15 protein-coding genes and 1 tRNA gene are annotated in these 21,044 nt (G+C 69.1%); 10 read left to right on the forward strand and 6 right to left on the reverse strand.

Annotated features, from left to right (window positions below; all coding sequences use genetic code 11):
- Window positions 1-34: 34 nt before the first annotated feature.
- Window positions 35-574 (reverse strand): CHAP domain-containing protein, encoded by a 540-nt coding sequence (locus ABDZ92_RS05590; protein WP_125959869.1) that lies wholly within the window; start codon window positions 572-574, stop codon window positions 35-37.
- A gap of 283 nt (window positions 575-857) precedes the next feature.
- Here ABDZ92_RS05590 and ABDZ92_RS05595 point away from each other — a divergent pair, with 283 nt between their 5' ends.
- On the forward strand, window positions 858-1,292 hold the full coding sequence (locus ABDZ92_RS05595) for a hypothetical protein (protein WP_125959870.1): 435 nt from the start codon (window positions 858-860) through the stop codon (window positions 1,290-1,292).
- 147 nt (window positions 1,293-1,439) lie between these two features.
- Window positions 1,440-1,991 (forward strand): hypothetical protein, encoded by a 552-nt coding sequence (locus ABDZ92_RS05600; RefSeq protein ID WP_125959871.1) that lies wholly within the window; start codon window positions 1,440-1,442, stop codon window positions 1,989-1,991.
- 9 nt (window positions 1,992-2,000) lie between these two features.
- On the opposite strand, the gene ABDZ92_RS05605 is transcribed toward ABDZ92_RS05600, so the two are convergent.
- From ABDZ92_RS05605 to ABDZ92_RS05615, 3 genes are read right to left on the reverse strand one after another with little or no spacing between them, the layout of a single operon-like run.
- Complete coding sequence (locus ABDZ92_RS05605; RefSeq protein ID WP_241211768.1) at window positions 2,001-3,158, reverse strand: winged helix-turn-helix domain-containing protein; 1,158 nt, start codon at window positions 3,156-3,158, stop codon at window positions 2,001-2,003.
- A 40-nt stretch (window positions 3,159-3,198) separates the two neighbouring features.
- A complete protein-coding gene (locus tag ABDZ92_RS05610; protein ID WP_425542283.1) occupies window positions 3,199-3,927 on the reverse strand; it encodes an extensin-like domain-containing protein in 729 nt (242 codons plus the stop codon).
- Entirely contained in the window at window positions 3,924-4,667 is a 744-nt protein-coding gene (locus ABDZ92_RS05615; RefSeq protein WP_125959873.1) for an NUDIX hydrolase, read from the reverse strand. Before ABDZ92_RS05615 ends, ABDZ92_RS05610 begins: the two co-directional genes overlap by 4 nt.
- 185 nt (window positions 4,668-4,852) lie before the next feature.
- Here ABDZ92_RS05615 and ABDZ92_RS05620 point away from each other — a divergent pair, with 185 nt between their 5' ends.
- The gene (locus ABDZ92_RS05620; RefSeq protein ID WP_125959874.1) at window positions 4,853-5,854 is read left to right on the forward strand and encodes a polysaccharide pyruvyl transferase family protein; all 1,002 of its coding nucleotides are present in this window, start codon (window positions 4,853-4,855) and stop codon (window positions 5,852-5,854) included.
- 36 nt (window positions 5,855-5,890) lie between these two features.
- On the opposite strand, the gene ABDZ92_RS05625 is transcribed toward ABDZ92_RS05620, so the two are convergent.
- Window positions 5,891-8,584 carry a glycosyl hydrolase 115 family protein gene (locus tag ABDZ92_RS05625; protein ID WP_241211769.1) on the reverse strand — a complete coding sequence of 898 codons (2,694 nt, stop codon included), beginning with the start codon at window positions 8,582-8,584 and terminating at the stop codon, window positions 5,891-5,893.
- 173 nt (window positions 8,585-8,757) lie between these two features.
- On the opposite strand from ABDZ92_RS05625, the gene ABDZ92_RS05630 reads away from it, so the two are divergent.
- Both ABDZ92_RS05630 and ABDZ92_RS05635 read left to right on the forward strand, forming a co-directional pair.
- Window positions 8,758-9,018 carry a hypothetical protein gene (locus ABDZ92_RS05630; RefSeq protein WP_125959875.1) on the forward strand — a complete coding sequence of 87 codons (261 nt, stop codon included), beginning with the start codon at window positions 8,758-8,760 and terminating at the stop codon, window positions 9,016-9,018.
- 636 nt (window positions 9,019-9,654) lie between these two features.
- Window positions 9,655-12,690 carry a TonB-dependent receptor domain-containing protein gene (locus tag ABDZ92_RS05635; RefSeq protein WP_206432158.1) on the forward strand — a complete coding sequence of 1,012 codons (3,036 nt, stop codon included), beginning with the start codon at window positions 9,655-9,657 and terminating at the stop codon, window positions 12,688-12,690.
- A gap of 350 nt (window positions 12,691-13,040) precedes the next feature.
- Here ABDZ92_RS05635 and ABDZ92_RS05640 read toward each other — a convergent pair.
- A tRNA-Thr gene (locus ABDZ92_RS05640) sits at window positions 13,041-13,116 on the reverse strand.
- A 183-nt stretch (window positions 13,117-13,299) separates the two neighbouring features.
- Here ABDZ92_RS05640 and ABDZ92_RS05645 point away from each other — a divergent pair.
- The 5 genes from ABDZ92_RS05645 (at window position 13,300) to ABDZ92_RS05665 (ending at window position 21,019) form a co-directional block, all read left to right on the forward strand.
- Complete coding sequence (locus ABDZ92_RS05645) at window positions 13,300-14,148, forward strand: PAS domain-containing protein (protein WP_125959876.1); 849 nt, start codon at window positions 13,300-13,302, stop codon at window positions 14,146-14,148.
- Window positions 14,149-14,219: 71 nt separating this feature from the next.
- Window positions 14,220-18,818: an NAD-glutamate dehydrogenase gene (locus ABDZ92_RS05650; RefSeq protein WP_125959877.1), complete on the forward strand. Its 4,599-nt coding sequence runs from the start codon at window positions 14,220-14,222 to the stop codon at window positions 18,816-18,818.
- Between the two features lie 125 nt (window positions 18,819-18,943).
- Window positions 18,944-19,597 carry a PepSY-associated TM helix domain-containing protein gene (locus tag ABDZ92_RS05655; protein ID WP_125959878.1) on the forward strand — a complete coding sequence of 218 codons (654 nt, stop codon included), beginning with the start codon at window positions 18,944-18,946 and terminating at the stop codon, window positions 19,595-19,597.
- A 22-nt stretch (window positions 19,598-19,619) separates the two neighbouring features.
- A complete protein-coding gene (locus tag ABDZ92_RS05660) occupies window positions 19,620-20,153 on the forward strand; it encodes a DUF2271 domain-containing protein (protein ID WP_125959879.1) in 534 nt (177 codons plus the stop codon).
- A 23-nt stretch (window positions 20,154-20,176) separates the two neighbouring features.
- Window positions 20,177-21,019: a DUF4198 domain-containing protein gene (locus ABDZ92_RS05665; protein ID WP_125959880.1), complete on the forward strand. Its 843-nt coding sequence runs from the start codon at window positions 20,177-20,179 to the stop codon at window positions 21,017-21,019.
- Window positions 21,020-21,044 lie beyond the last annotated feature (25 nt).

A 21,044-nucleotide genomic window follows, 5' to 3' on the forward strand; every position in this document is an offset into this window, starting at 1 on the left:
ACGGGCCGCTTCTGTTTGGGGTTTTTGCAGGCGATCAGTCGACCAGTGCAGTGATGCCCTTGCCGAGGTTGTTGCCGCCGCTGGCGATCTCGACGGTGCCCAGCGTTTCGGTCTGCGGAGCGCGGCCCGAATAGATGAAGCCGTTGGTCGAATAGGACGAGGTGCCCAGGCCACCGACGGGGCCGAACCACACGCGCACTTCGCTCCAGTCGCCGGCGGCCGACACGTCCACGGCGCGCACGTCGCGCTCGATGCCGCCGCGGCGCGACCAGTTGGCGTGGGTCAGCAGGACCTCGCGGTCGTTCACCACCCGGGACACCATCGCGACATGACCCATCCGCATGCGGCGGCTGGCTTCAAACGACAGGACAGCGCCTTCCTTGGGGGTGTTGCCACGCGCATACTTGCCGGCTGCCTGGTTCCACCAGGTGTTGGCGTTGCCGTGGATCTCGATGCCGGAAATCTCGCGGGCATAGGGTGCGCACTGCCAGAAGCGTGCCTGTGCCGGAACCGTGGTCAGCAGGCAAAACGATACCGCCAGCGCGCAACGCGCTGCAAAAGCCCGGAAATTCATGGACCCCCCAAAGGTCGTTGAAGCTCGTGTCAGCGTGTGAAGCAGGAATTCTTCGCGCGCGAAAGATCATGCACCTCGTCGATGGAACCTTTTCCGACGAAGCGTGTTTAGCCGTCGGTGGTTGCCCGGCAGAAGCTGTGCCGCGGCGCCGTCTCTCCTGCGCGACGCCTGATTTCACGGCCTTTTTCCGCGTACCTGCCACATCGAAGTTGTCGATGCCGGTTCGTTCGATGCGGCGAATCGCCGCCGTTCCCGCCCGCGCCATCCCGTCTAGAAGAGGCCGATGCGACCCTGGTTCTTCGCCGCGCTGCTGCTTGCCGGCTGCAACAACAGCCCCCTTCCCGAGGAGGATTTCCGCCCCGCGGCTGAGCAGACGACCGCACCACTCTCGCCCGGCACCAGGCCAGTCCGGATCGGCGAACAAGGGCCGAGCTTCGCCGCCTGCGGCATCGGCGGCGAAGTGATCGCGCCGTCCATCCCCGTCCGCGCGGCGCCGTTCGAGGAGGCAGCGACCACCGACGCGATCGAGAAAGGACGCACGCTCTTCGTCTGCACCCGCTCGATCGACCAGCGCTGGCTGGGCGTGGTGGTGCCGCCGGCCGCGGCACCCGAGGAAGGGTGCGGCGTCACCACCCCCGTGGCCGGTCGCCGCCCCTACGAAGGTGCGTGCCTCTCCGGCTGGGTTCCTGCCGCCGCCATCCGGGCCCGCGCCCGCTAAGCCCCTCCGCTCGGTTCGTCGCAACCTTTGTTGCACTGCAACAGATTTCATGGTCCGTTCGTTGGCGCGCGCCGGATCGGTTCAGCATGCTGTTAACCGCCGCCCGGCAGAATGACGGATGATGGAGCACGTTCGGGAGCGAGATCGATGGGCGCAAGGATGAAGCCGGCCGAAGGCGCGATGACCCTGGCCGAGATGAAAGAGTTCGCAGGCTTCAGCGCGGCGACCCAGCGCTACATCCGCCGCTCGCTCGATATCGGCCTCGATCGCCAGGATGCGATGGAGCGCTGGTCGCGCGACGTCGTCGAGGCGGCCAGCATCCGCGCCCAGGCCCGGCTCTACGATCGCCTGCCCGAGATCCGCGCGCTCGTTCCGGACGACAGCGGCCTTGAGGCCGTCGAACCCTTCATGGCCCCGCTCCTGGTCGTGACCGCGTTCGATCTCGGCCAGGGCCGCCTCACCTCCTTCTCCGCCTATCGCTTCCTCTACGAGCGCCTGCTGGGTGCAGAGACGCGGCCATGGCTCCCGTCCGCCTTCTGCGCGTCGGCCGCACTTCCACACCTTCACCCCGAGCTGCGACGCAAGCTGCTCCAGTCGATCAGCGAAGCCGCCGCCACCGCCTCGGGCTGGTCGCTGCGTCAGCCGGCCTTCTTTCCGGCCTGGGTGGAAAAGGTCGATCAGCGCTCCCTGCCGAACTGAGCAGCCCGCTCACACCGCGGGAAGGTCGGAGACCCTGAGGCCCAGCCATTCGGCCAGCCGCTGCAGCTCGGCGCGCAGCGCCGCGGGCGTAACGGCCGGTGCGTTCGGCTCGACGCTCGCCTGCTGCACGATCAGCGTCCCGCTCCTGCGATCCGCCTTCAGGTCGACGCGCGCGACCAGCGCACCGTCGAGCAGGAACGGCAGGACGTAATAGCCATGCTCGCGCTTGTGCGCAGGCGTGTAGATCTCAAGGCGATAGCGGAAGTCGAACAGGCGCTCGGTCCGGTCGCGGTTCCATACGAGCGGATCGAACGGAGACAGCAGCGCCGGCCCATTCGCCCGCCGGCCCGCCCGCGCGTCGCGATGGAGATAGGCCTGCTGGCGCCATCCACGCACCCGCACCGGTACGATCGTCCCCTCCTCGACGAGATCGGCGATCGGCTGCGGGGCGTCCGCAGCGGGGATTCGGTAGTAGTCGCGCAGATCCCCTGCGGTCACGATACCGAGCGCTCGTGCCGATCGCGCCAGCAGTTCGCGCCGGGCCTCCGCACCGGGCGGCGTCGGCTGGTCGAGGGTGGCACGTGGCAGCACGCGCTCCGGCAGGTCGTAGACGCGCTCGAAATTGCCGCGCCGATGCGTCGCCGCGACCAGGCCCGCCCAGAACAGCCATTCAAGAGCATGCTTGCCGTCGCTCCACACCCACATGCCCTTGGCCCGCGCCTTGCCGGCCAGGTCGGAGGCCGCGAGCGGTCCTTCGCTGGCGATGCGGGCGAGCAGCGCCTCGGCTTCGGCCCGCCGAGCGCCCGCGAACGGCTCCAGCTGGCGCCAGATCCCCCTGCCGGCACGCGCCCGCGCCATCCGCCAGCGCAGCAGCGGCTGGCAGTCGATCGGCAGCAGCGACGCCTCGTGTCCCCAATATTCGAAGAAGCGCTTGGGGCGCTCCGCCATGATCCCGTCGAGCAGCGCCCGATCGTAGCCGCCCAGGCGCGAGAACAGGGGCAGATAGTGCGCGCGGGCCAGGACGTTGACGCTGTCGATCTGAAGCAACCCGAGCTTCGCGATCGTCCGGCGCACCCGTGCCGAGCCGACGTCGCCGTCCCGTTCGCGCGCGTTGAACCCCTGCGCGGTGAGCGCGATCCGCCGGGCTTCTGCGACCGAGAGCTCCACGGTCAGAACCGGCCTCCCGCCTTCGTCAGGGGACTAGGCTTCACCGGCACGCCCGCCACCCCATCGCCCCCCGCCGTGCCTGGTCGAGGTGAAGGTGATCGCGGTGCGCGGCGTTATAGTCGGGCGACAGCACGGTCGAGAACAGGTCGCAGGCGCCGTCCCGCACCTCGCGCAGAAAGGCGGCGCGCTCCCCCTCGCCCTTCCAGTCGCCGATCACCGTAACCCGCTTGCCGTTCGCGAGCACGAAGCCGGCGACGTCCAGCGCATTGGCGGCGGCATGCTCGCTCCAGTCCCCGCTCGATCGGCCGTACATGCGCCGGCAGTTGTAGCTTCCGAAATGCTCGATGCGCACGACCGAGCTGTCGAAGTGGCGACGCGCGGCGGGCTGGACCACCTGCCACTCCCACATCGCAAGCGCCGCCGCGACCGGGCAGGACGTGCCCACGTCGCGGGGCGCAAAGCGGATCGCGCGCGCGCCTCCCGCGGTCAGCCGCACGCCATCGGCATAGCCGCACTGCCCTGACACCAGCGGCGCGAGCGGCAGATAGTGCACGCCCGCCTGCTCCAGCAGCTGCCGGCACTTGGGGAAATCGTCTGCAAGCCCGGCCAGCTTGCGCCCGGTGAACATCCCCACCGGCTCGCTCAGGTCGAGCGGCCGCCACGGCAGGTCCTGCGGCCGATTGCGGACCAGCGCATAGAGCGCAAAGCCGATCGCGAGCAGCACCAGCCCCCACAGGACCGCCCGAGTCACCTGCCGCATGCGGTTCATCGGCGCTGCGCTTTGTCCAGCGGCTCGGCAGTGACCGGATAGCCGAGATCGTCGGGGATGCAGAGCTGGTCGACGCCGTCGCGCCGCTCGATCCAGGGGGTAATGGAGCGCACCGGATAGGCCGCCGCATGCGCCGCCGCCGCCGCGAAGCTCCCAAGCGTCGCCAGCCGCTCGAGCACCCGCCGCGTGGGGAAGATCAGGTGCGCGCGGCCAGCCTCCGCATCTGCCAGCACCTGCGCGGCGCTCGCCCAGAAGGCGCGCGCCGTCTCGGTCCCGTCTTCCACCGGTGTCGGCGCATCCTCGGGCGCCGCTGCCAGGAAGAAGTGCGTGTCAAACAGCCGCGCGACCAGCCGCTCCGGCTGCCAGCGCGCAAAGGGCACCAGCCGCTCCGGCGCGATGCGGTGGCGCCCCAGCACCGCCGACAGCGGCTCGCCCGCATGCAGCCGCGCCCGCATCGCCTGGAGATCGCCCGCGCCCGGCTGCGGCGCCAGCCCCACCGCCAGCCCGACCTCCTCGATCGTCTCGCGGATCGCTGCCGCCTTGGGCGCCAGCGCGGCATCCCCAAGCTCGCTCGCCAGCGCGACGTCGCCCGGGTCGATGCGGCCACCGGGGAAGACCAGCGCACCGCCAGCGAACGCCATCTGCGCCGCCCGCTCCACCATCAGCAGCTCGGGCGCGCCCGGCGCGTCGCGCATCACGATCAGCGTCGCGGCGGGGATCGGCTGGGGCAGGTCGGGCATGATGGGCAGCGTCTTCTTGAGGGCGCCGGCGCGGCCGCTCCGCCTATCCACGGGAGCGATGGGCGAGGCAAGCGCCTCCGGGATGGAAGCATTCCGCGTGTCCTCACAGAGGGCCCGCGCAGGGACCGAACCATAACGGTGCGGCCATCTTGCCTGTTCCGGCCAGCCTGCGACCACCTGTACCCATGGATGCGATGTTCGAGCGGGTGGAGGAATTGGCAGAGCGGGTGCGGCACACCGTCACCCCGCTCGCCGACCTGTCGGGTGGCTATGCGCTGCTGGACTTTCCGGATTATTCCAACGTGGGCGACAGCCTGATCTGGCTGGGGGAACTCGCCTTCTTCGATCGCGCGGCCGCGCAGCCGCCCGGCTATGTGAGCACCATCCACGGCTTCGATCTCGGCGCCCTGCTCCGCCGGGTTCCGGACGGGCCGGTGTTCCTGAGCGGGGGCGGCAACTTCGGGGACCTCTGGCCCCGTTTTCAGCAGTTCCGCCGCATGCTTCTGGCGGCCCTGCCCGGCCGGCCCATCGTCCAGCTGCCCCAGACGATCCACTTCGCCGATCCCGAACAGGTACGCCTGACGCGGGAGGCGATCGCCGCCCACGGCAACTTCACCCTCCTGGTACGCGATCGCGCCAGCCTTGCCTTTGCGGAGGCCGAACTCGGCTGCCCGGCGGCGCTCTGCCCGGACATGGCCTTTTGCCTCGGCAGCCTTTCGCGCCCGGTGCTTCCGGTCCACGACATCGTCTACCTCTTGCGTACCGACCAGGAGCGCAGCGCCGGGCGCGGCGTCCCGGAACTGCCGCGCGACAGCCTGCTCGCCGACTGGATCCACGGCACGCGCGCGCCCAGCCGCTGGGATCGCGCCGTCGCGCGGCTCGGCCGCACCGCACGGATGCTTGCCGGTGGCGAGCCCGACTATCGCCGCTTCCGCGCCCGCGCGCGCTCGGAGCTGGAGCGCGGCCGCGCCCTGCTCGGCTCGGGCGACGCGGTCGTCACCGATCGGCTGCACGGCCATATCCTCAGCGTGCTGATGGGCATCCCCCACGCCGTGCTCGACAACAGCTATGGCAAGGTCCGCGGCTTCGCCGAGCTATGGACCGGCGACCTTCCCGGCGTCGCGGTGTGCGAGACGCTGGACGACGCCACCGCCCACGCGCTCGCGACCCTGCGGGAGATCGCCTGACGGCGGGCGGCTCCCCACCGCCCGCCCCACCCGCGCCTACGCCCGGCGCCGCCGCCTTCTTCCCGACGCGCCGGGTGCCGGCAGGCTGTCGTTTCCGCCACCGCCATGCGCCCGCACCGGCACAGGTCCCAGATAGCTCGGTGGCACCGGCACGGTGCTCAGCACCAGCTTCTGGAGCACGACATTGTCGTCGATCCGCCAGACCCGCACGACGTGCCGGCCCGGAGCGATCGTCCCGAGGTCCGCGGACAGCCGGACCGCATTGTCGCGCACCGCCTGCGCCCAGCGCTCCTTGCCCGGCGTATCCTCGGGACCGCCAGTCGCCTCCAGCCGCGCCTGCAGCACCTGCACGGCCCCGCCGTCCAGCGACACGCCGATGCGGACACCACTGCCGCCGCTCGTGTCGAGCGTAGGCGCAAGGAAGAGCGTCACCTGCGCCGGCCCGCCCTTCTCCACCGTCACGTCATATTCCAGGCTGATGCCATCCCCAGGCGTGGTCGCTGGCAGACCCTGGGGAAGCGCGATCACGGCACCCGCCGTACGGCCCAGGTTCGGGATCACCGTCCACCGCATCGCCTTCCCGTCACGCGCACGGCTGAACGCCGGCGCCTCGATCGCGATCACGCCTTCGGGCGCTCCCTTCGGTGCCACGAAGCGCGGCTGCGGCCGGCGCCGGTCGTTGGGCGTGTCGGCAGCGACCCGCGTGATGCTCGGCATGGTCTGCTGCGTGGGATCGTTCCAGATCACATAGCTCATGTGGATCTGGGCCATCATGCCGTCCCACTTGCCGCCATTGATGCTGTGGTAGCGCTGGGTGAGCGCACCGTCGCGGCGGAAGCTCGCCTCGACCTGGTCGGCGAAGTAGTTTGCCCGCGCGTCGTTCTTGGACGCCAGCAGCTTGTTCCACGCCGCGGCATAATAGAGGCGATAGAGGTTCGCCATCGCCGCGATCGGGAACTCGACGATCTGGTAATAGGCGTCCAGTTGCTCCGCGCCCAGTCGCGATCGCGTGTCGAGCATGCGCGCTTCCAGCGCATCCCACTCGGCGACGATCGTGCCGAACTCGCCGCCGTCCAGCCCTTGCGGGGTGATGCCTCCCAGCGGGAAGCTGTCTGGATCGATCAGCTCGGGCTTCCGACGCGCGGCATATTTGCTGTAGCGGGTGAGCATGTCGCCGATCGCCGGCCCATGCGTCACGCCGAACGTCGCGGTCGCCCAGTCCTCCGGATAGGCAGCGAGGGCCGCGGGCGTCATCGCCTCCGGGTCCCACGCCATGTCCAGGAAGAAGCTCAGCGGATATTCCATCGGCTTGATGTCGCCGACGTTGACGATCCACATCGTCCGCACGTCGCGCCGATAGGCGAGATCCATCTGCTGCCAGACCTTTTCGATCTGGCTGGTGTTGATCCACTTGTAGTTCCGCGGACCGCCTACATAGTCATAATGGTAATAGATGCCGTAGCCGCCGCGCCGCGGCGCTGCGCCCGCATCGGGAAGCCTGCGGATCTGTCCCCAATTGTCGTCGGAGAACAGCAGGGTGACGTCGTCCGGCACCTTCATGCCGTGGTCGTAATAGTCCTGCACCTCCTTGTAGAGCGCCCACACTTGCGGCGTCTCGCTGGCGGGCTTGCCCGTCACCTCGGCGATGATCGCACGCTGGTCCGTCACGACCCGCTCCAGCAGCGGGATGGCAGTCCCCTCGCCCATCGCCTCGTCGCCGTCGCCGCGCATGCCGACCGTCACGACCGATTCATAGCCGCGGCCGTCGCCCTTCGACATCATCCGCTCGATGCCGCCCCGCCAGAAGCGACGCAGGTTCTCGGTGTTCTTGGTGTAATCCCAGGCGCCGCCGGTGACGCCCTGCTCCTTGTTGCGGTGCCATTCGTCATGCGCGCGCAGCATCGGCTCGTGGTGGGAATTGCCCATCACCACGCCCATCGCATCGGCCAGCACCATGTTCTGGGGATCATCGGCCGCAAACGCCCGCGGCGCCCACATGGCGGGCCACAGGTAATTGCCCTTCATGCGCAGCAGCAACTCGAAGACGTGCGCGTACATCTTCGAATTGACGCCGCCGAACTTCTTGGCCGCCCAGCCGCTGAGTGCCGGTGCCTCGTCGTTGATGAAGAAGCCGCGATAGCGCACCTTGGGCTGGTCGCGCCGCGAGCCTGCCGGGATCGAAACCTCGCGCCGCCGCTGCACCGGCACGTCGGCGAACCAGTGCCAGGGCGACACGCCGATCCGCTCGCACAGGTCATAGGTCCCGAACGCCGCCCCCCGCCGGTCGGAGCCGATGACGACCAGCGCGCGCGGCACACCCGGCAGCGGATCGTCGACCACGATCTGGCGAAACGCCTCCCACTCACCGCGCAGGTCCGCCGCGTCGATCTTGCCCGCGGCCGCAAGCGCGTCGAGCATCGGGCTCTGGCCGAGCACCCCGATCAGCACCGCCGGGCCGCGCAGGCCAGCCATGTCGCCTTCGATCAGCCGCGCGCGATTGCCGCTCACCCGCTCCAGGTCGGCAGCGAAGCTTTTGGCGGCGTGGCCGACGGCGGAGTCCGCCTGGGCATCGATCACCACCGCGGCCGGCACCCCGCCCGCGATCAGCGGAAACGCCCCCCTCCCCGCGGGGGCGCTCTGCGCCTCGGCCTGCTCCGCTCCGGGCAGCGAGCCCAATGCCAGGGCCCCGACGCAGGCGGCGCCGCCCATCAGGTTTCGCCGAGTCACCATCCCTGCACGCACCACAGCATCTCTCCCTCAAGCCACGGCGCGACCTTCTCACCGGCGTCGCATCCGCATTTGGTATCGCTATCATGGCCCTTGTTCGAAGAGAAGCCGCTCGCGCTCCCCCGTGTGGCCTGCTGTGGCTTGGGGCGGAGCGAAGCTTCGGCTAAGGCTCAACCATGGACTTCGACCAGCTCCTCATCCGCTTCTTCGGCTCGGCCGACATCGCCGCCCTCTCGCCGGGTCAGATCGCCGACGGCGCCGATCGGCTGCGGCTCGAATTCGGTCTGGAAAAGGACAGCGGTCGCCGCTTCGCGCTGTGGTGCCTGATGTACATGCTGGGAATCGCGCCCGACCTCGACGCCTTCGAGGATGAGGCGGACCGCGAAGCCGCACGCGACTTCATGGACGCGGTCGACCAGGAAGCCGAAGAGGACTAAGCTTCCGCGTCTGGCGAAAGGCCGACTTCCGTCCGCCGCGCCGACGCCTGCTGACAGCCAGCCCCAGTCCCATCGACGCCTGTTCTTGGCTTCGAAGCGTCGCCATCTCGTTTTCGGCAGATGGCGCGCGGCTTCGCCGTGGAAGTTCATGCCGCTGGTATTACAGCGCGGCGCTCCGTCTGCCGCAAAGTCGGACCACAGCTTCAGAACCAGCCCCCTTTGGTCTCACCGCCGCTCTCATTTCACCGGAAAACTTGCTCGGTACATGTAGGACCGCTTCGATTAGTTGCGTCCGCAAGCAACCAACGTCGGCGCCCTCCCGCCATCCCTTTCTGCCCCAGCAGGAGGAGCCCTCCCGTTTCTCAAGCACCGGGCCCGTAAAAGAACTGCCTAGTACAATAATACCAATCGTCACGATCGGTATTGTCTAGATGAAACCTTTGTGACAGCATCGTAACACTGGTGCTCGGGGGCACGATTCACAGCCGGCAGGACGCGGCGCGCAGAACGCGTGCCGGGGAACTGATCGCACGTGCGGCATGCACGTGCGGCCGACGACCAGGACTGAAACGGGGGAAGACAATGCTGTTCAAGGGATTGCTGGCCACAAGTTGCTGCGTGGCCGCGCTGGTTTCCATGCCTGCTTCCGCGCAGGTCCTTGCCGACACCACCGACGCCGCGACGCAGGACGCGCCGGTCTCGATCGGCGATCCGGTCGCCTCCGCCAAGCTGGCCGCGGACAGTGCCCGCGACGACACTGCCAGCAGTGACGAGAGCGGCAACGTGATCGTCACCGGCACGCGCATCCAGCGCCCGAACAACCACTCGGCAGCCCCGATCGTCACCACCACTGCGGCCGAGATCGCAGCCCAGGGTGCGACCACGATCGAGGAAGTGCTCAACCGCCTGCCGCAGGTGCAGGTGAACTCCGAGCAGAACTTCAGCGACTCCGAAGGGCGCCAGCGCATCAAGCTGCGCAGCCTCGGCTATGAGCGCACCCTGACCCTGATCGACGGCATGCGTGTCGGCCTCGCCAACACGATCGACGTCGGCATCATCCCGACCGCGCTGGTCGAGCGCATCGACGTGCTCACCGGCGGCGCCTCGTCGGTCTACGGCTCGGATGCGGTGTCGGGCGTCGTCAACTTCATCCTCAAGAAGAACTTCGAAGGCGTCCGCCTCGACGCCAACTACAGCTTCTTCAACCACCACAACCGCGCCAATGCCGTGACGGACGCGGCCGAGCGCGCCGGCTTCAACGGCGTGACCGGCATGACCAACGACGGCGGCCGCGCAGAGATCAACCTTTCGGCCGGCGCCAACCTGTTCGACAACCGCGTCAACATCACCGGCTTCGTCGACTATCGCCAGTCGGAACTGGTACGGCTGCGCGACCGCTCGTTCAGCCAGTGCGAAGTGGTGATGCCGACCAACGACGCGCAGCTCTCCTGCTCGCGCGCCAGCTTCACGCCGGCCGGTACGATCATCCCGCAGGCGGGCCCGAACGCCGGCCAGATCCTGGTCAACAACCCGAACGGCAACGGCACCTTCATCCCGATCAACAGCGGTCCGGCCGGCAGCTCGGCCAACCCCTATGACGACTGGGCCTTTCAGCGTCCATTTGACCGCATCAATGCCGGCGGCTTCCTCACGGCGCAGATCACCGACCACGTCGAGCTCTACAGCACCGTGCTCTACTATCGGGACAAGTCGTACAACACGCAGCTCAACCGCACCTTCAACTTCGGTGCCTATGGCACCGATCCGTTCCGGGTGAACTGCGACAATCCCTTCCTGTCGGGCTCGCAGGCACAGGTGCTGTGCGGCGAGAACGCTGGCGTCGCGGGCCAGTATGCGCCCATCGACGTGCGCTACCGCTTCGACGGGCTGCCGCTGGTGGAGCAGGAGTTCACCAACGAAGGCTATCGCATCGTCGCGGGCCTGCGCGGGCGCGTGTTTGACGACGTCTGGTCCTATGACGTGGCCGGCATGATCTCGCGCGCGAAGCTCAAGACGATCGACGTACCCTTCGCGCAATATGCGAACATCAATCGCTCGCTCGACGTCGTGAACGTGAACGGCACCCCGACCTGCCGCTCGGTGGTCGACGGCAGCGATCCCAGCTGCGTCCCCTTCAACGCGTTCGCGCCGTTCAACACCGACATGGCGACCAACGAGTATCTCTTCGGCGGCGCGACCGGCGGCATCCTGACGCGCGTCCCGCGCCTCCTGCAGTTCGTCGGCACCGTCACCGGCGACCTCGGCAAGTACGGCGTCACCTCGCCGTTTGCCGAACAGGGCATCGCGATCGCGATCGGCGCCGAATACCGCGAGGAGATGGAACGCACGACCGTCAACGAGATCTTCCAGCAGAACAACGGCTACGGCGAGAACCAGCGCGTCACCCAGAACATCCTGGAGGGCAACGTCGAAATTCAGGCGCCGCTGGTCGAGCACCAGTCCTGGACCGAGCTGCTCCAGCTCAACGCCGGCTATCGCCAGTCGAAGTACAACCGCCTCGACGGCAGCTTCGGCACCTGGAAGGTCGAAGGCATCTGGTCGCCGATCAGCGACATCACGCTGCGCGCGTCCTACAACAAGTCGCAGGCAGCGCCGGGCGTGGGCGCGGCAGCGGGTGCGGCCAACGTCTTCTGGAACCAGGGCTTCTACGCGGATCCGTGCGCGCCGCGCGTCAATCCGGCGAACCCGAACGGCCCGCGTCTGGCACCGTCCGCGACGATCGAGCAGTGCCGCAACACCGGTCTTGCCGACAATCTCTACGGCAGCGCGACGCTGATCTGCCCGGACGATCGCTGCACCGTGCGGGAGGGTGGCTTCAATCTGACGCCGGAGACCGCCTACACCACGACCTTTGGTGTGGTGCTGCGCCCGCGCTTCCTGCCGGGCCTCACGGTGTCGATCGATCGCTGGCTGATTGACCTCAAGGATCAGCTCGATTTCCTGCAGCCGCAGAACCTGCTCGCCGAGTGCCTCACCACCGGCAACGACTATTTCTGCCGCGGCGTCGTGCGCAATCCGGACGGCACGCTGTCGAGCTCGCCGGCCACCAGCCCGTCGACCGGCTGGGTCGCGCGCGGTGCGGCGAACGGCTACCGGTCGCAGTCGCATGGCTGGGATTTCCAGGGGCAGTATGACCTGAGCCTGGGGAATGCCGGGCGGCTGGACCTGAGCTTCAACGGCACGCTGATGACGCTCGTCGGCTCGCAGTCGTCGCCGACCGTCGAACCGCGCGATTGCACCGGCTATTGGGGCAATCTGTGCGGCGAGAGCATGCCGAAGTGGGCGCACCAGTTCCGCACCACCTGGACGTCGCCGGATCGCACCGCCAGCGTCTCGCTGAACTGGCGTCATCGCGGTGCCATGCCGCTCGACGTCTATGCGCCCGCCGACACCGGCATTCCGGAGCAGCCGGCGAGCGCGCGTCGCGACCAGTATCCGGGCATCGACGCCTACAACTGGTTCGACCTGGCGTTCAGCTTCGACATCAGCAAGCAGATGACGCTCCGCCTCGCCGCCAACAACATCTTCGACAAGGATCCGCCGATCGTGCCCGACAGCCGCTCGCGGATCGGCCTGCTGCGTGGCAACACGATCATGGGCTACGACCTGCTCGGTCGCCAGCTCGTCGCCGGTGTCTCCGTGCGGATGTAACCCAGACGACGGCCGCCCCCCGGAAGATGGCTTCCGGGGGGCGCTCGCCCAGGATCGCGCACCCGCCGCGCGACCCGGCCCCTCTCCCCTCGATCGCACGGCAGCAGCGCTCCGGCCGGAACCCGCAGCGCCAGTCCGCCAGTCGCGAAAAGCGCTCGACCTGGGCCGGTCCGACGCATGGCCGCCAACCGTTCTCGCGAAGAAAACCCAACGCCCGCTGCGGGAAGTGGAATGGTGCGGGATCAGCCTCCCCACCGGAGAGGACAATGGCGGGACCCACACGGGCCACTCACGCCAAGGCACCGCCCTCAGTCGCCGTCGCTATCCTGCTGGAAAACCCTCTAGGAGGATGGTGCCGCTTACAGGACTCGAACCTGTGACCCCCGCATTACGAATGCGATGCTCTACCAACTGAGCTAAAGCGGCACATGGGGCGCACAGCGCCTCGTGGGAAGCGCGCGCTTACCAGCGGGTGGCGGCGCTGGCAAGCGCCGCTTGCGCTGTTTTCGCACATTGCCGGCCGCCGCCGCCCGCCGGGGATTGTTTCATTCATCCTTTACCATGAACCGTCACAATGCACCCGGGCAGCGACGCCCGTGAGGATCGACTATGGACAGGGCGCGCGGGCCGGACGACCAGCCCGAACGAGAGGAGTTCGACCGCGATGGCGTCGGACAGGGGCCGGAACCGCAGCGCGTGATCGGCGGCGACGAGCGGCGGATGCATGTCCGCGCGTACAACCACTGGATTTCGCTGCTCAAGGGCCGCACCTATCCGACCATCGACGAGCTGGATCTCGCAGGAGCCGGCGATTTCGGCCCGCACGGCGTGCTGCTCGACTTCTCGCACGACGATGCCGAGCCGCGCATCCGCTTCATCGGCCATGCCGTGCGCGAGGAGTGCGGCGTCACCTCCGGCATCCTCAGGATCGCGGACGTACCGCAGGGCTCACTGCTGGCGCGCCTCACCGAGCAATATCCGCAGATCCTGGCCAGCCGCGCGCCGATCGGGTTCGAGGCCGAGTTCGTGTCGCAACGCGGCTACCCCACCCTCTATCGCGGCATCCTGATGCCCTTCTCGTCCGACCAGCGCCGGATCAACTTCATCTATGGCGTGATCAACTGGAAGGAGGTCGCCGACGCGCGCATCCAGGCGCAGCTGGCAGCGGAGATGGCGGACTCCCGCAGCACCGATGCGCCGCCCCCCGCCCCCGTCGCACCCGCCTGGGCCGACGGGCCGAGCGCAGGGCTGGACGCGCCGGTAGCCGACCTTCGATCCGCGAGCGACGTGCTGCGCGCCGCTCCCGCGCTCGGATCGGTCGATCTGGATGCAGGGACGGAGGAGTTCGTCCTGCTGCTCGGGCGTGCGACGCTGGACGGCCGCGTCGAGATCGTCGGCGCCGTCGACGGCAGCGACGGTCTCACGCAGGAGGCGATCCGCCGCCTGCGGCGGGACTGACGCAGCGCAGCAATCCGTTCGCACCTGCGACAAGGGTTGAGCCGGTCGAAGCCGGGGCGCATATCCCTGCCATGACCGAAGAGGATAAGGTGCCGCAGGCAATTGCGGCGAGGTTGTTCGATGGTGCGCTTCCGAGCGAACTCGAAGGACTCGGAACCGAGGAACGGGAGGCGGCGGTACGGCTGGTGGCGGATGCCGCCCGCGCCCGCCCGCCCGGCTCCGCCTCCATCGCCATCGACAGTGTCACCACCGACGGGCGCCGCCGCATGCGGCTTGCCGTGGTCAACGACGACATGCCCTTCCTGGTCGATTCGATCGCGGCCGCGATCACGGGCCACAATCTTCTCATCGAACGCATCATCCACCCCGTGCTCCCGGTCGTGCGCGACGGAGCCGGCTCCATTGTCGACATCGCCGACGGCGGCGCGCGCGAATCGATGGTCTATATCGAGATGGACCGCGTCGACGCCCGGCTCCGCCGCGAACTGAGCGACGAGATCGAGCGAAACCTGGCGGACGTCCGCGCCGCAGTCGCCGATTGGCAGCCGATGCAGCAGGCGATGCGCGACGATGCGGCGCAGACGCCCGATCCGGAGACCCGCGCGCTGCTCGAATGGTTCCTGGACCGCAACTTCACGCTGCTGGGGCATCTGCGCTGGTCGGCGGGCGAGAGCGACCGCGACTGCCTGGGCATCGCCCGTCGCCCCATCCACAGCCAGATGCTGGCCGAAAGCTCCCGCCAGCGCGCGATCGCCTGGTTCGAAGCAGGCCACTCGCTGCTGCTGCTCAAATCGAACGCGCTCTCGACCGTCCACCGCCGCGCACCCCTCGACCTGGTCGTGCTGCCGATCCGCGAAGGCGGCCAGGTCGTCGGCCTGTCGATCCACGCCGGGCTCTGGACGAGCGCTGCGCTGCATGCCGCCCCCGCCGACGTGCCGGTGCTGCGCCGCAACCTCGCCGCGCTCCAGGCGCAGTTCGGTTTCGACCCCACCGGCCACGCCGGCAAGTCGCTCGCCCATGCGCTGACCGCCCTGCCCCATGATCTCACCACCGCCTTCCCGCCGGAGGCGCTGGAGACGCTGGCGCTCACCGCCATGTCGATCGCGGACCGGCCGCGCTCGCGGGTGGTGCTGATCCGCAGCCCGCTCGGACGCCACCTGTTCGCGTTCGTCTGGCTGCAGCGCGACGATCTCTCGACCGGCCGGCGCAGCGCCATCGGCGACATGCTGTGCGAGGCGGCGCACGCCCGGCTGCTCAGCTGGACGATCGCCGTCGAGGGCGACGCCGCGCTGATCCGCTACATGCTCGACCTGCGCGGCGAGGGGCAGATGCCCGACGGCGCGGAGCTCGACCGGCGCGTCGAACGGATGGTCCGCGGCTGGAGCCCGGCGATCGAGGCAGCGCTCGGCGAGATCGCGCCCTCAGGCGCCGCCGCCCGCCTGGCGCTGCGCTATGCCGGCGCGTTCCCGGTCAACTACCGCAACGTCAACACGGCCGAGGAAGCGGCGCACGACGTGCTGCGCCTCGGAAGCCTCAGCGACACCGGCAGCCGCTCGGTCCGCATCCTGACGGCGCCCGACGGAACGCTGCGGATCAAGCTCTACCGCCAGGGCGGCGCGCTTTCGCTGTCGGATGCGGTGCCGGTGTTCGAGAACTTCGGTTTCCGCGTGGTGGAGGAAATCCCCACCCGCCTCAGCGACGAGGCGCAGTCCTTCATCCACGACTTCGCGGTCGAGCTGCCAGGCGCCACCGGTGCGCCGCAGTTCGACGTGGGCGTGGCGGAGGAAGCGATCGCCGCCGTGCTGGAGAACCGGGCCGAGAACGACGGCTTCAACCGGCTGATCGTCGAAGCCGGGCTTGCCCCCGCCTCTGTCGTGCTGTTCCGCGCCTGGTTCCGCTATCTGCGCCAGGCGGGGCTCACCTATCCGCTCGGCACGGTCGTCGACGCGCTCCGCCGCGCGCCGAAGGTGGCGCGTGCGCTGGTCGAGCGCTTCGCGGCGATCCACGATCCGGCGAACGCGGACGCAGCGCGGGCCGAGGAAGCGGACGCCGCGATCGAGCGCGGGCTCGACGCCGTCTCTGCCATCGACGACGACCGCATCCTGCGCGCGATGCGTGCGCTAATCGGCGCGACGCTGCGCACCAACGCCTTTGCCCCGGCCGCGGCCGAAGCGCTGGCGTTCAAGCTCGACAGCGCCAAGGTGCCGGGCCTGCCCAAGCCGCTGCCCTGGCGGGAGATCTTCGTCTATTCGCCGCGCGTGGAGGGCATCCACCTCCGCGCGGGTCCGGTCGCCCGCGGTGGTCTGCGCTGGTCGGACCGGCGCGATGACTTCCGCACCGAGATCCTGGGCCTGATGAAGGCGCAGCGGGTCAAGAACGCGGTGATCGTGCCGACCGGCGCCAAGGGCGGCTTCTACCCCAAGCAGCTCCCTTCTCCCTCGGATCGCGACGCCTGGCTGGCGGAGGGGACGGAGAGCTACCGCATCTTCATCCGCACGCTGCTGTCGATCACCGACAACCTGGTCGAGAACCGCGTCGTTCATCCTGAGGGCGTGACGATCCTCGACGGCGAGGACCCGTATTTCGTGGTCGCCGCTGACAAGGGCACCGCCACCTTCTCCGACGTCGCCAATGCGCTGGCCATGGAGCGCGGCTTCTGGCTGGGCGATGCCTTCGCCAGCGGCGGCAGCCACGGCTATGACCACAAGGCGATGGGCATCACCGCGCGCGGCGGCTGGGTGTCGGTCCAGCGCCACTTCTTGGAAATGGGCGTCGACGTGCAGGCCGATCCGGTCACCGTCGTCGGCTGCGGCGACATGTCGGGCGACGTGTTCGGCAACGGCATGCTCCTGTCCAAGTCGATCAAGCTGCAGGCCGCGTTCGACCACCGCCACATCTTCCTCGATCCGAACCCGGATGCCGCCAAGAGCTGGGAGGAGCGCCAGCGGCTGTTCAACCTCCCCCGCTCCAGCTGGGATGATTACGACAAGGGCCTGATCTCGGAAGGCGGCGGCGTCTTCCCGCGCACCGCCAAGACGATCCCGCTGTCCGAGCCCGTGCGCCGCATGCTGGGCATCGAGGACACCGAGCTCGACCCGACCGCGCTGATCTCCGCGATCCTGCGCGCGCCCGCCGACCTGCTGTGGTTCGGCGGCATCGGCACCTATGTGAAGGCAGGGCATGAGGCGCATTCGGACGTCGGCGATCCCGCCAACGATCGCATCCGCGTCAATGCGGAGGCGCTGCGCGTAAAGGTCGTCGGCGAAGGCGCGAACCTGGGCGTGACGCAAGCCGCGCGCATCGCCTTTGCGGCCAAGGGCGGCCGCATCAACACCGACTTCATCGACAATTCGGCCGGCGTCGACTGCTCGGACAATGAGGTCAACATCAAGATCGCACTGAATCGCGAAATGACGGAAGGGCGGCTCGGGTTCGAGGATCGCAACGCGCTGCTGGCCGAAATGACGGATGACGTCGCGCGGCTGGTGCTGGAGGACAATCGCCTCCAGACGCTCGCCCTCTCCTTCATGGAAGGCGATGGCGCCGTCGCAGTGCCGAGCTATGTCCGCGTGATCGAGATGCTCGAAAGCGCCGGCCGGCTCGACCGCGCGGTGGAGGGCCTCGCCCCCAACGACGAGCTGCTGCGGCGCGCCCAGGAGGGCCAAGGCTTCACCCGCCCGGAACTGGCGGTGCTGCTCGCCTCGGCCAAGCTCGCGCTCCAGGACGCGATCGAGGCGAACCGGCTCGGCCACACGCCCGAACTGCTGCCGGACCTGCAGGCCGCGTTCCCGCGCGCCATGCAGGCACGCTTCGGCGATGCGATCGAACAGCACCGCCTGCGTGGGGAGATCGTCGCCACCAAGCTCGCGAACCGCATCGTCAACCGGCTGGGCGTGCTCCACCCGACCGAACTGGTCGAGGAGGAAGGCGCCGCCGTCGGCGATCTGGCCGCGATGTTCGTCGTCGCCGAACGGCTGTTCGACCTCCCCACCCTCTGGGCGCAGATCGAGCAGGCCGACATCGGCGAGGACGCGCGCCTCGCGCTGATCGGCCATGCCGCCGCCGCCACCCGCGTGCAAATCGCCGACCTGCTGCGCGCCTGCCGCCCGGGCACGCGCCCGGCCGAGGCCATCGCGCGGCTGAAGCCGGCGATCGACCGCCTGGACGCGCAGGCGGATTCGCTCCTGCTGAGCGAGGCCCGCGCCCAGAGCGAGCGGATGCGCGAGCGCCTTGCCGCGGCCGGCGCTCCCGACGCGCTGAGCGCCCGCGTCGTCCGCCTGTTCGACCTGGACGGCGCCATCGGCCTGGCCGACCTGGGGGCAGAGCGCGGCGTGGACGAAGTCGTACTCGCCCATGCGTTCACGCACCTGGGCGAAGCGCTGGGGCTCGACTGGGCGCAGGCTGCCACGGCGCGCATCACCAGCGGCGATCCGTGGGAGCGGCTGCTGATCGCCGGCCTCTCGCGCGACTTCCAGCAGCTGCGGCTCGACTTCCTCGCCCGGATCGACGGCACCGATCCGCAGGCGGCGGTCGATGCGTGGATGGCGGAAAACCAGCCCCGCGTCGCGCAGTTCACTGCGCTGGTGGCCCGCGCCCGGCTGGCGCCCACCCCGACGCTGGCGATCCTCGCGCAGATCGCCGGGCAGGCGCGCGTCCTGCTGGGGCGTTGATCCAAGGCCGCGGCGGCCCTTCGGGGTCGCCGCGGTCCTCGCGCCCGAGGCGTTCTTCACTTCCTTGTTGCAATTGAGAATTGTTCGCGTATTCGAAGGGCACATCCTTTCGAACAGCGATCCGCATGCCTCCAGCAGCCGCCGTCCCCTCCCCGTCCGTGCCCCGCAAGAAGAGCCGCAAGGCCTTCTGGCTGCGTCAGTTGCACACCTGGCATTGGATGAGCTCGGCGCTCAGCCTGATCGGCCTGCTCCTGTTCGCCATCACGGGCTTCACGCTCAACCACGCCGCCGATATCGAGGGGACGCCCACCGTCGCCTCCGGCCAAGCGACGCTGCCGGCCGATCTGCTGCCGCTCGTCCGCCCCGATGATCGCCCTGACGGCAAGCGCCCGCTTCCCGCCCCGGTCGCCGCCTGGATCGCCCGGACGCTGCCGCTGACGCCGCATGGCGAGGCGGAATGGTCCGCCGGCGAAGTGTACCTCGGCCTCCCCCGCCCCGGTGGCGACGGCTGGGTCGCGATCGATCGCGAGACGGGCGCCGTCACCAGCGAGCGCACGGATCGCGGCTGGATCGCCTACCTCAACGACCTCCACAAGGGCCGCAACGCCGGCACCGCCTGGAGCTGGTTCATCGACATCTTCGTCGGCGCCTGCGTCATCTTCTCCGTGACCGGCCTGTTCCTGCTCCAGCTCCACTCGGCCAAGCGCCGCAGCACCTGGCCGCTGGTCGGCCTCGGGCTGGTGATCCCGGCCCTGATCGCCGTCTTCCTGATCCACTGAGACCCCCTGGGGAGCCTTGCCCATGCACGTCCGCCACCATCTCGTGCTCACCGGCCTGCCGCTGGTCGCCGCCGCCGCTGGCATCGCGGCGCCCGCCCAGGCGCAGACGCTCGACCTGTCGATCACCATCCCGCGCCTGTCGGTCGCCGAATATCACAAGCCCTATGTGGCGGTGTGGCTGGAGAAGGAGGGCGGCGGCGCCCGCACCCTGGCGGTCTGGTACGACCATGACATGAAGAATGGCGAGGGCACCAAGTGGCTGCGCGACGTGCGCCAGTGGTGGCGCGCCTCCGGCCGCAGCATGTCCTTCCCCGCCGATGGCGTGACCGGTGCCACCCGTGCGCCCGGCACCCACAAGCTCAGCTTCACCGCCGGCAAGGGCCCGCTCGGCCAGCTCGGCCCGGGCAAATACACGCTGGTGGTCGAGGCGGCGCGCGAAGTCGGCGGCCGCGAGCTGCTGCGCCTGCCCTTCGCCTGGCCGCCCGCCGGCGGCGGCACCGCTCGCGCCGCGGGGACCAGCGAATTGGGCGCGGTGACGCTCACCGTCCGCCACTGACACTTTTGGGAGGAACCGGAATCATGTTTCGCAATCGCCTGCTTGCCGCCGCCACGGCCGTCGCCGTGCTGCTTCCCGCCGCTGCGGGCGCACACCGCCAGTGGATGCTGCCGTCGACCACCATCGTGTCGGGTGACGACGCTTGGGTGACGGTCGACGCCGCCATTTCGAACGACCTCTTCTATTTCGAGCATTTCCCGATGCGCACGCCGCCTGCCGTCACGCAGCCGGATGGCAGCGCGGGCAAGATCGAGAACTGGAACACCAGCCGCTACCGCAGCACCTTCGACGTCCATCTGACGCAGAAGGGCACGTACAAGATCGCCGCCGTGTCGGACGGGGTGATGGGCAGCTACAAGCTCAACGGCCAGGAACAGCGGCTGCCGCGCGGCCTCACCGCCGACAAGCTCGCCGCCGCCATCCCCGCGGGCGCGACCGACGTGCGCACCACTGCCAGCACCAGCCGCAACGAGATCTTCGTGACCTCGGGCGCGCCCACCACCACCGTGTTCAAGACCACCGGCAAGGGCCTCGAGCTGGTGCCGGTGACGCACCCCAACGATCTCGTCTCGGGCGAGGCGGCGACCTTCCAGTTCCTGCTCGACGGCAAGCCCGCCGCCGGCCTTCCCGTCACGGCGATCCCGGGCGGCATCCGCTACCGCGACGCGCTCAAGCAGATGGACCTCAAGACCGGCACCGATGGCAAGGTCAGCATCACCTGGCCGGAGCCGGGCATGTACTGGCTGAACGTCTCCACCGGCGGCGGCCGCGGCGAAGCAAGCGCCGCGCAAGGGGCGGCTCCCAAGGCTGCACCGCCCGCCCGTCGCGCCGCCTATATCGCGACGCTCGAGGTGCTGGCGCCCTGACGCGCGCACGCATCGCCATCCCCTC

The organism is Sphingomonas molluscorum, assembly GCF_039522995.1.
Taxonomy (GTDB): Bacteria; Pseudomonadota; Alphaproteobacteria; order Sphingomonadales; family Sphingomonadaceae; genus Sphingomonas; species Sphingomonas molluscorum.

Bases quoted from the DNA above. Each gene is read 5' to 3' on its own strand.
- ABDZ92_RS05590 (WP_125959869.1), bottom strand. From the start codon at position 574: ATGAATTTCCGGGCTTTTGCAGCGCGTTGCGCGCTGGCGGTATCGTTT.
- ABDZ92_RS05595 (WP_125959870.1), top strand. From the start codon at position 858: ATGCGACCCTGGTTCTTCGCCGCGCTGCTGCTTGCCGGCTGCAACAAC.
- ABDZ92_RS05600 (WP_125959871.1), top strand. From the start codon at position 1,440: ATGGGCGCAAGGATGAAGCCGGCCGAAGGCGCGATGACCCTGGCCGAG.
- ABDZ92_RS05610 (WP_425542283.1), bottom strand. From the start codon at position 3,927: ATGAACCGCATGCGGCAGGTGACTCGGGCGGTCCTGTGGGGGCTGGTG.
- ABDZ92_RS05615 (WP_125959873.1), bottom strand. From the start codon at position 4,667: ATGCCCGACCTGCCCCAGCCGATCCCCGCCGCGACGCTGATCGTGATG.
- ABDZ92_RS05620 (WP_125959874.1), top strand. From the start codon at position 4,853: ATGGATGCGATGTTCGAGCGGGTGGAGGAATTGGCAGAGCGGGTGCGG.
- ABDZ92_RS05625 (WP_241211769.1), bottom strand. From the start codon at position 8,584: ATGGTGACTCGGCGAAACCTGATGGGCGGCGCCGCCTGCGTCGGGGCC.
- ABDZ92_RS05630 (WP_125959875.1), top strand. From the start codon at position 8,758: ATGGACTTCGACCAGCTCCTCATCCGCTTCTTCGGCTCGGCCGACATC.
- ABDZ92_RS05635 (WP_206432158.1), top strand. From the start codon at position 9,655: ATGCCTGCTTCCGCGCAGGTCCTTGCCGACACCACCGACGCCGCGACG.
- ABDZ92_RS05645 (WP_125959876.1), top strand. From the start codon at position 13,300: ATGGACAGGGCGCGCGGGCCGGACGACCAGCCCGAACGAGAGGAGTTC.
- ABDZ92_RS05650 (WP_125959877.1), top strand. From the start codon at position 14,220: ATGACCGAAGAGGATAAGGTGCCGCAGGCAATTGCGGCGAGGTTGTTC.
- ABDZ92_RS05655 (WP_125959878.1), top strand. From the start codon at position 18,944: ATGCCTCCAGCAGCCGCCGTCCCCTCCCCGTCCGTGCCCCGCAAGAAG.
- ABDZ92_RS05660 (WP_125959879.1), top strand. From the start codon at position 19,620: ATGCACGTCCGCCACCATCTCGTGCTCACCGGCCTGCCGCTGGTCGCC.
- ABDZ92_RS05665 (WP_125959880.1), top strand. From the start codon at position 20,177: ATGTTTCGCAATCGCCTGCTTGCCGCCGCCACGGCCGTCGCCGTGCTG.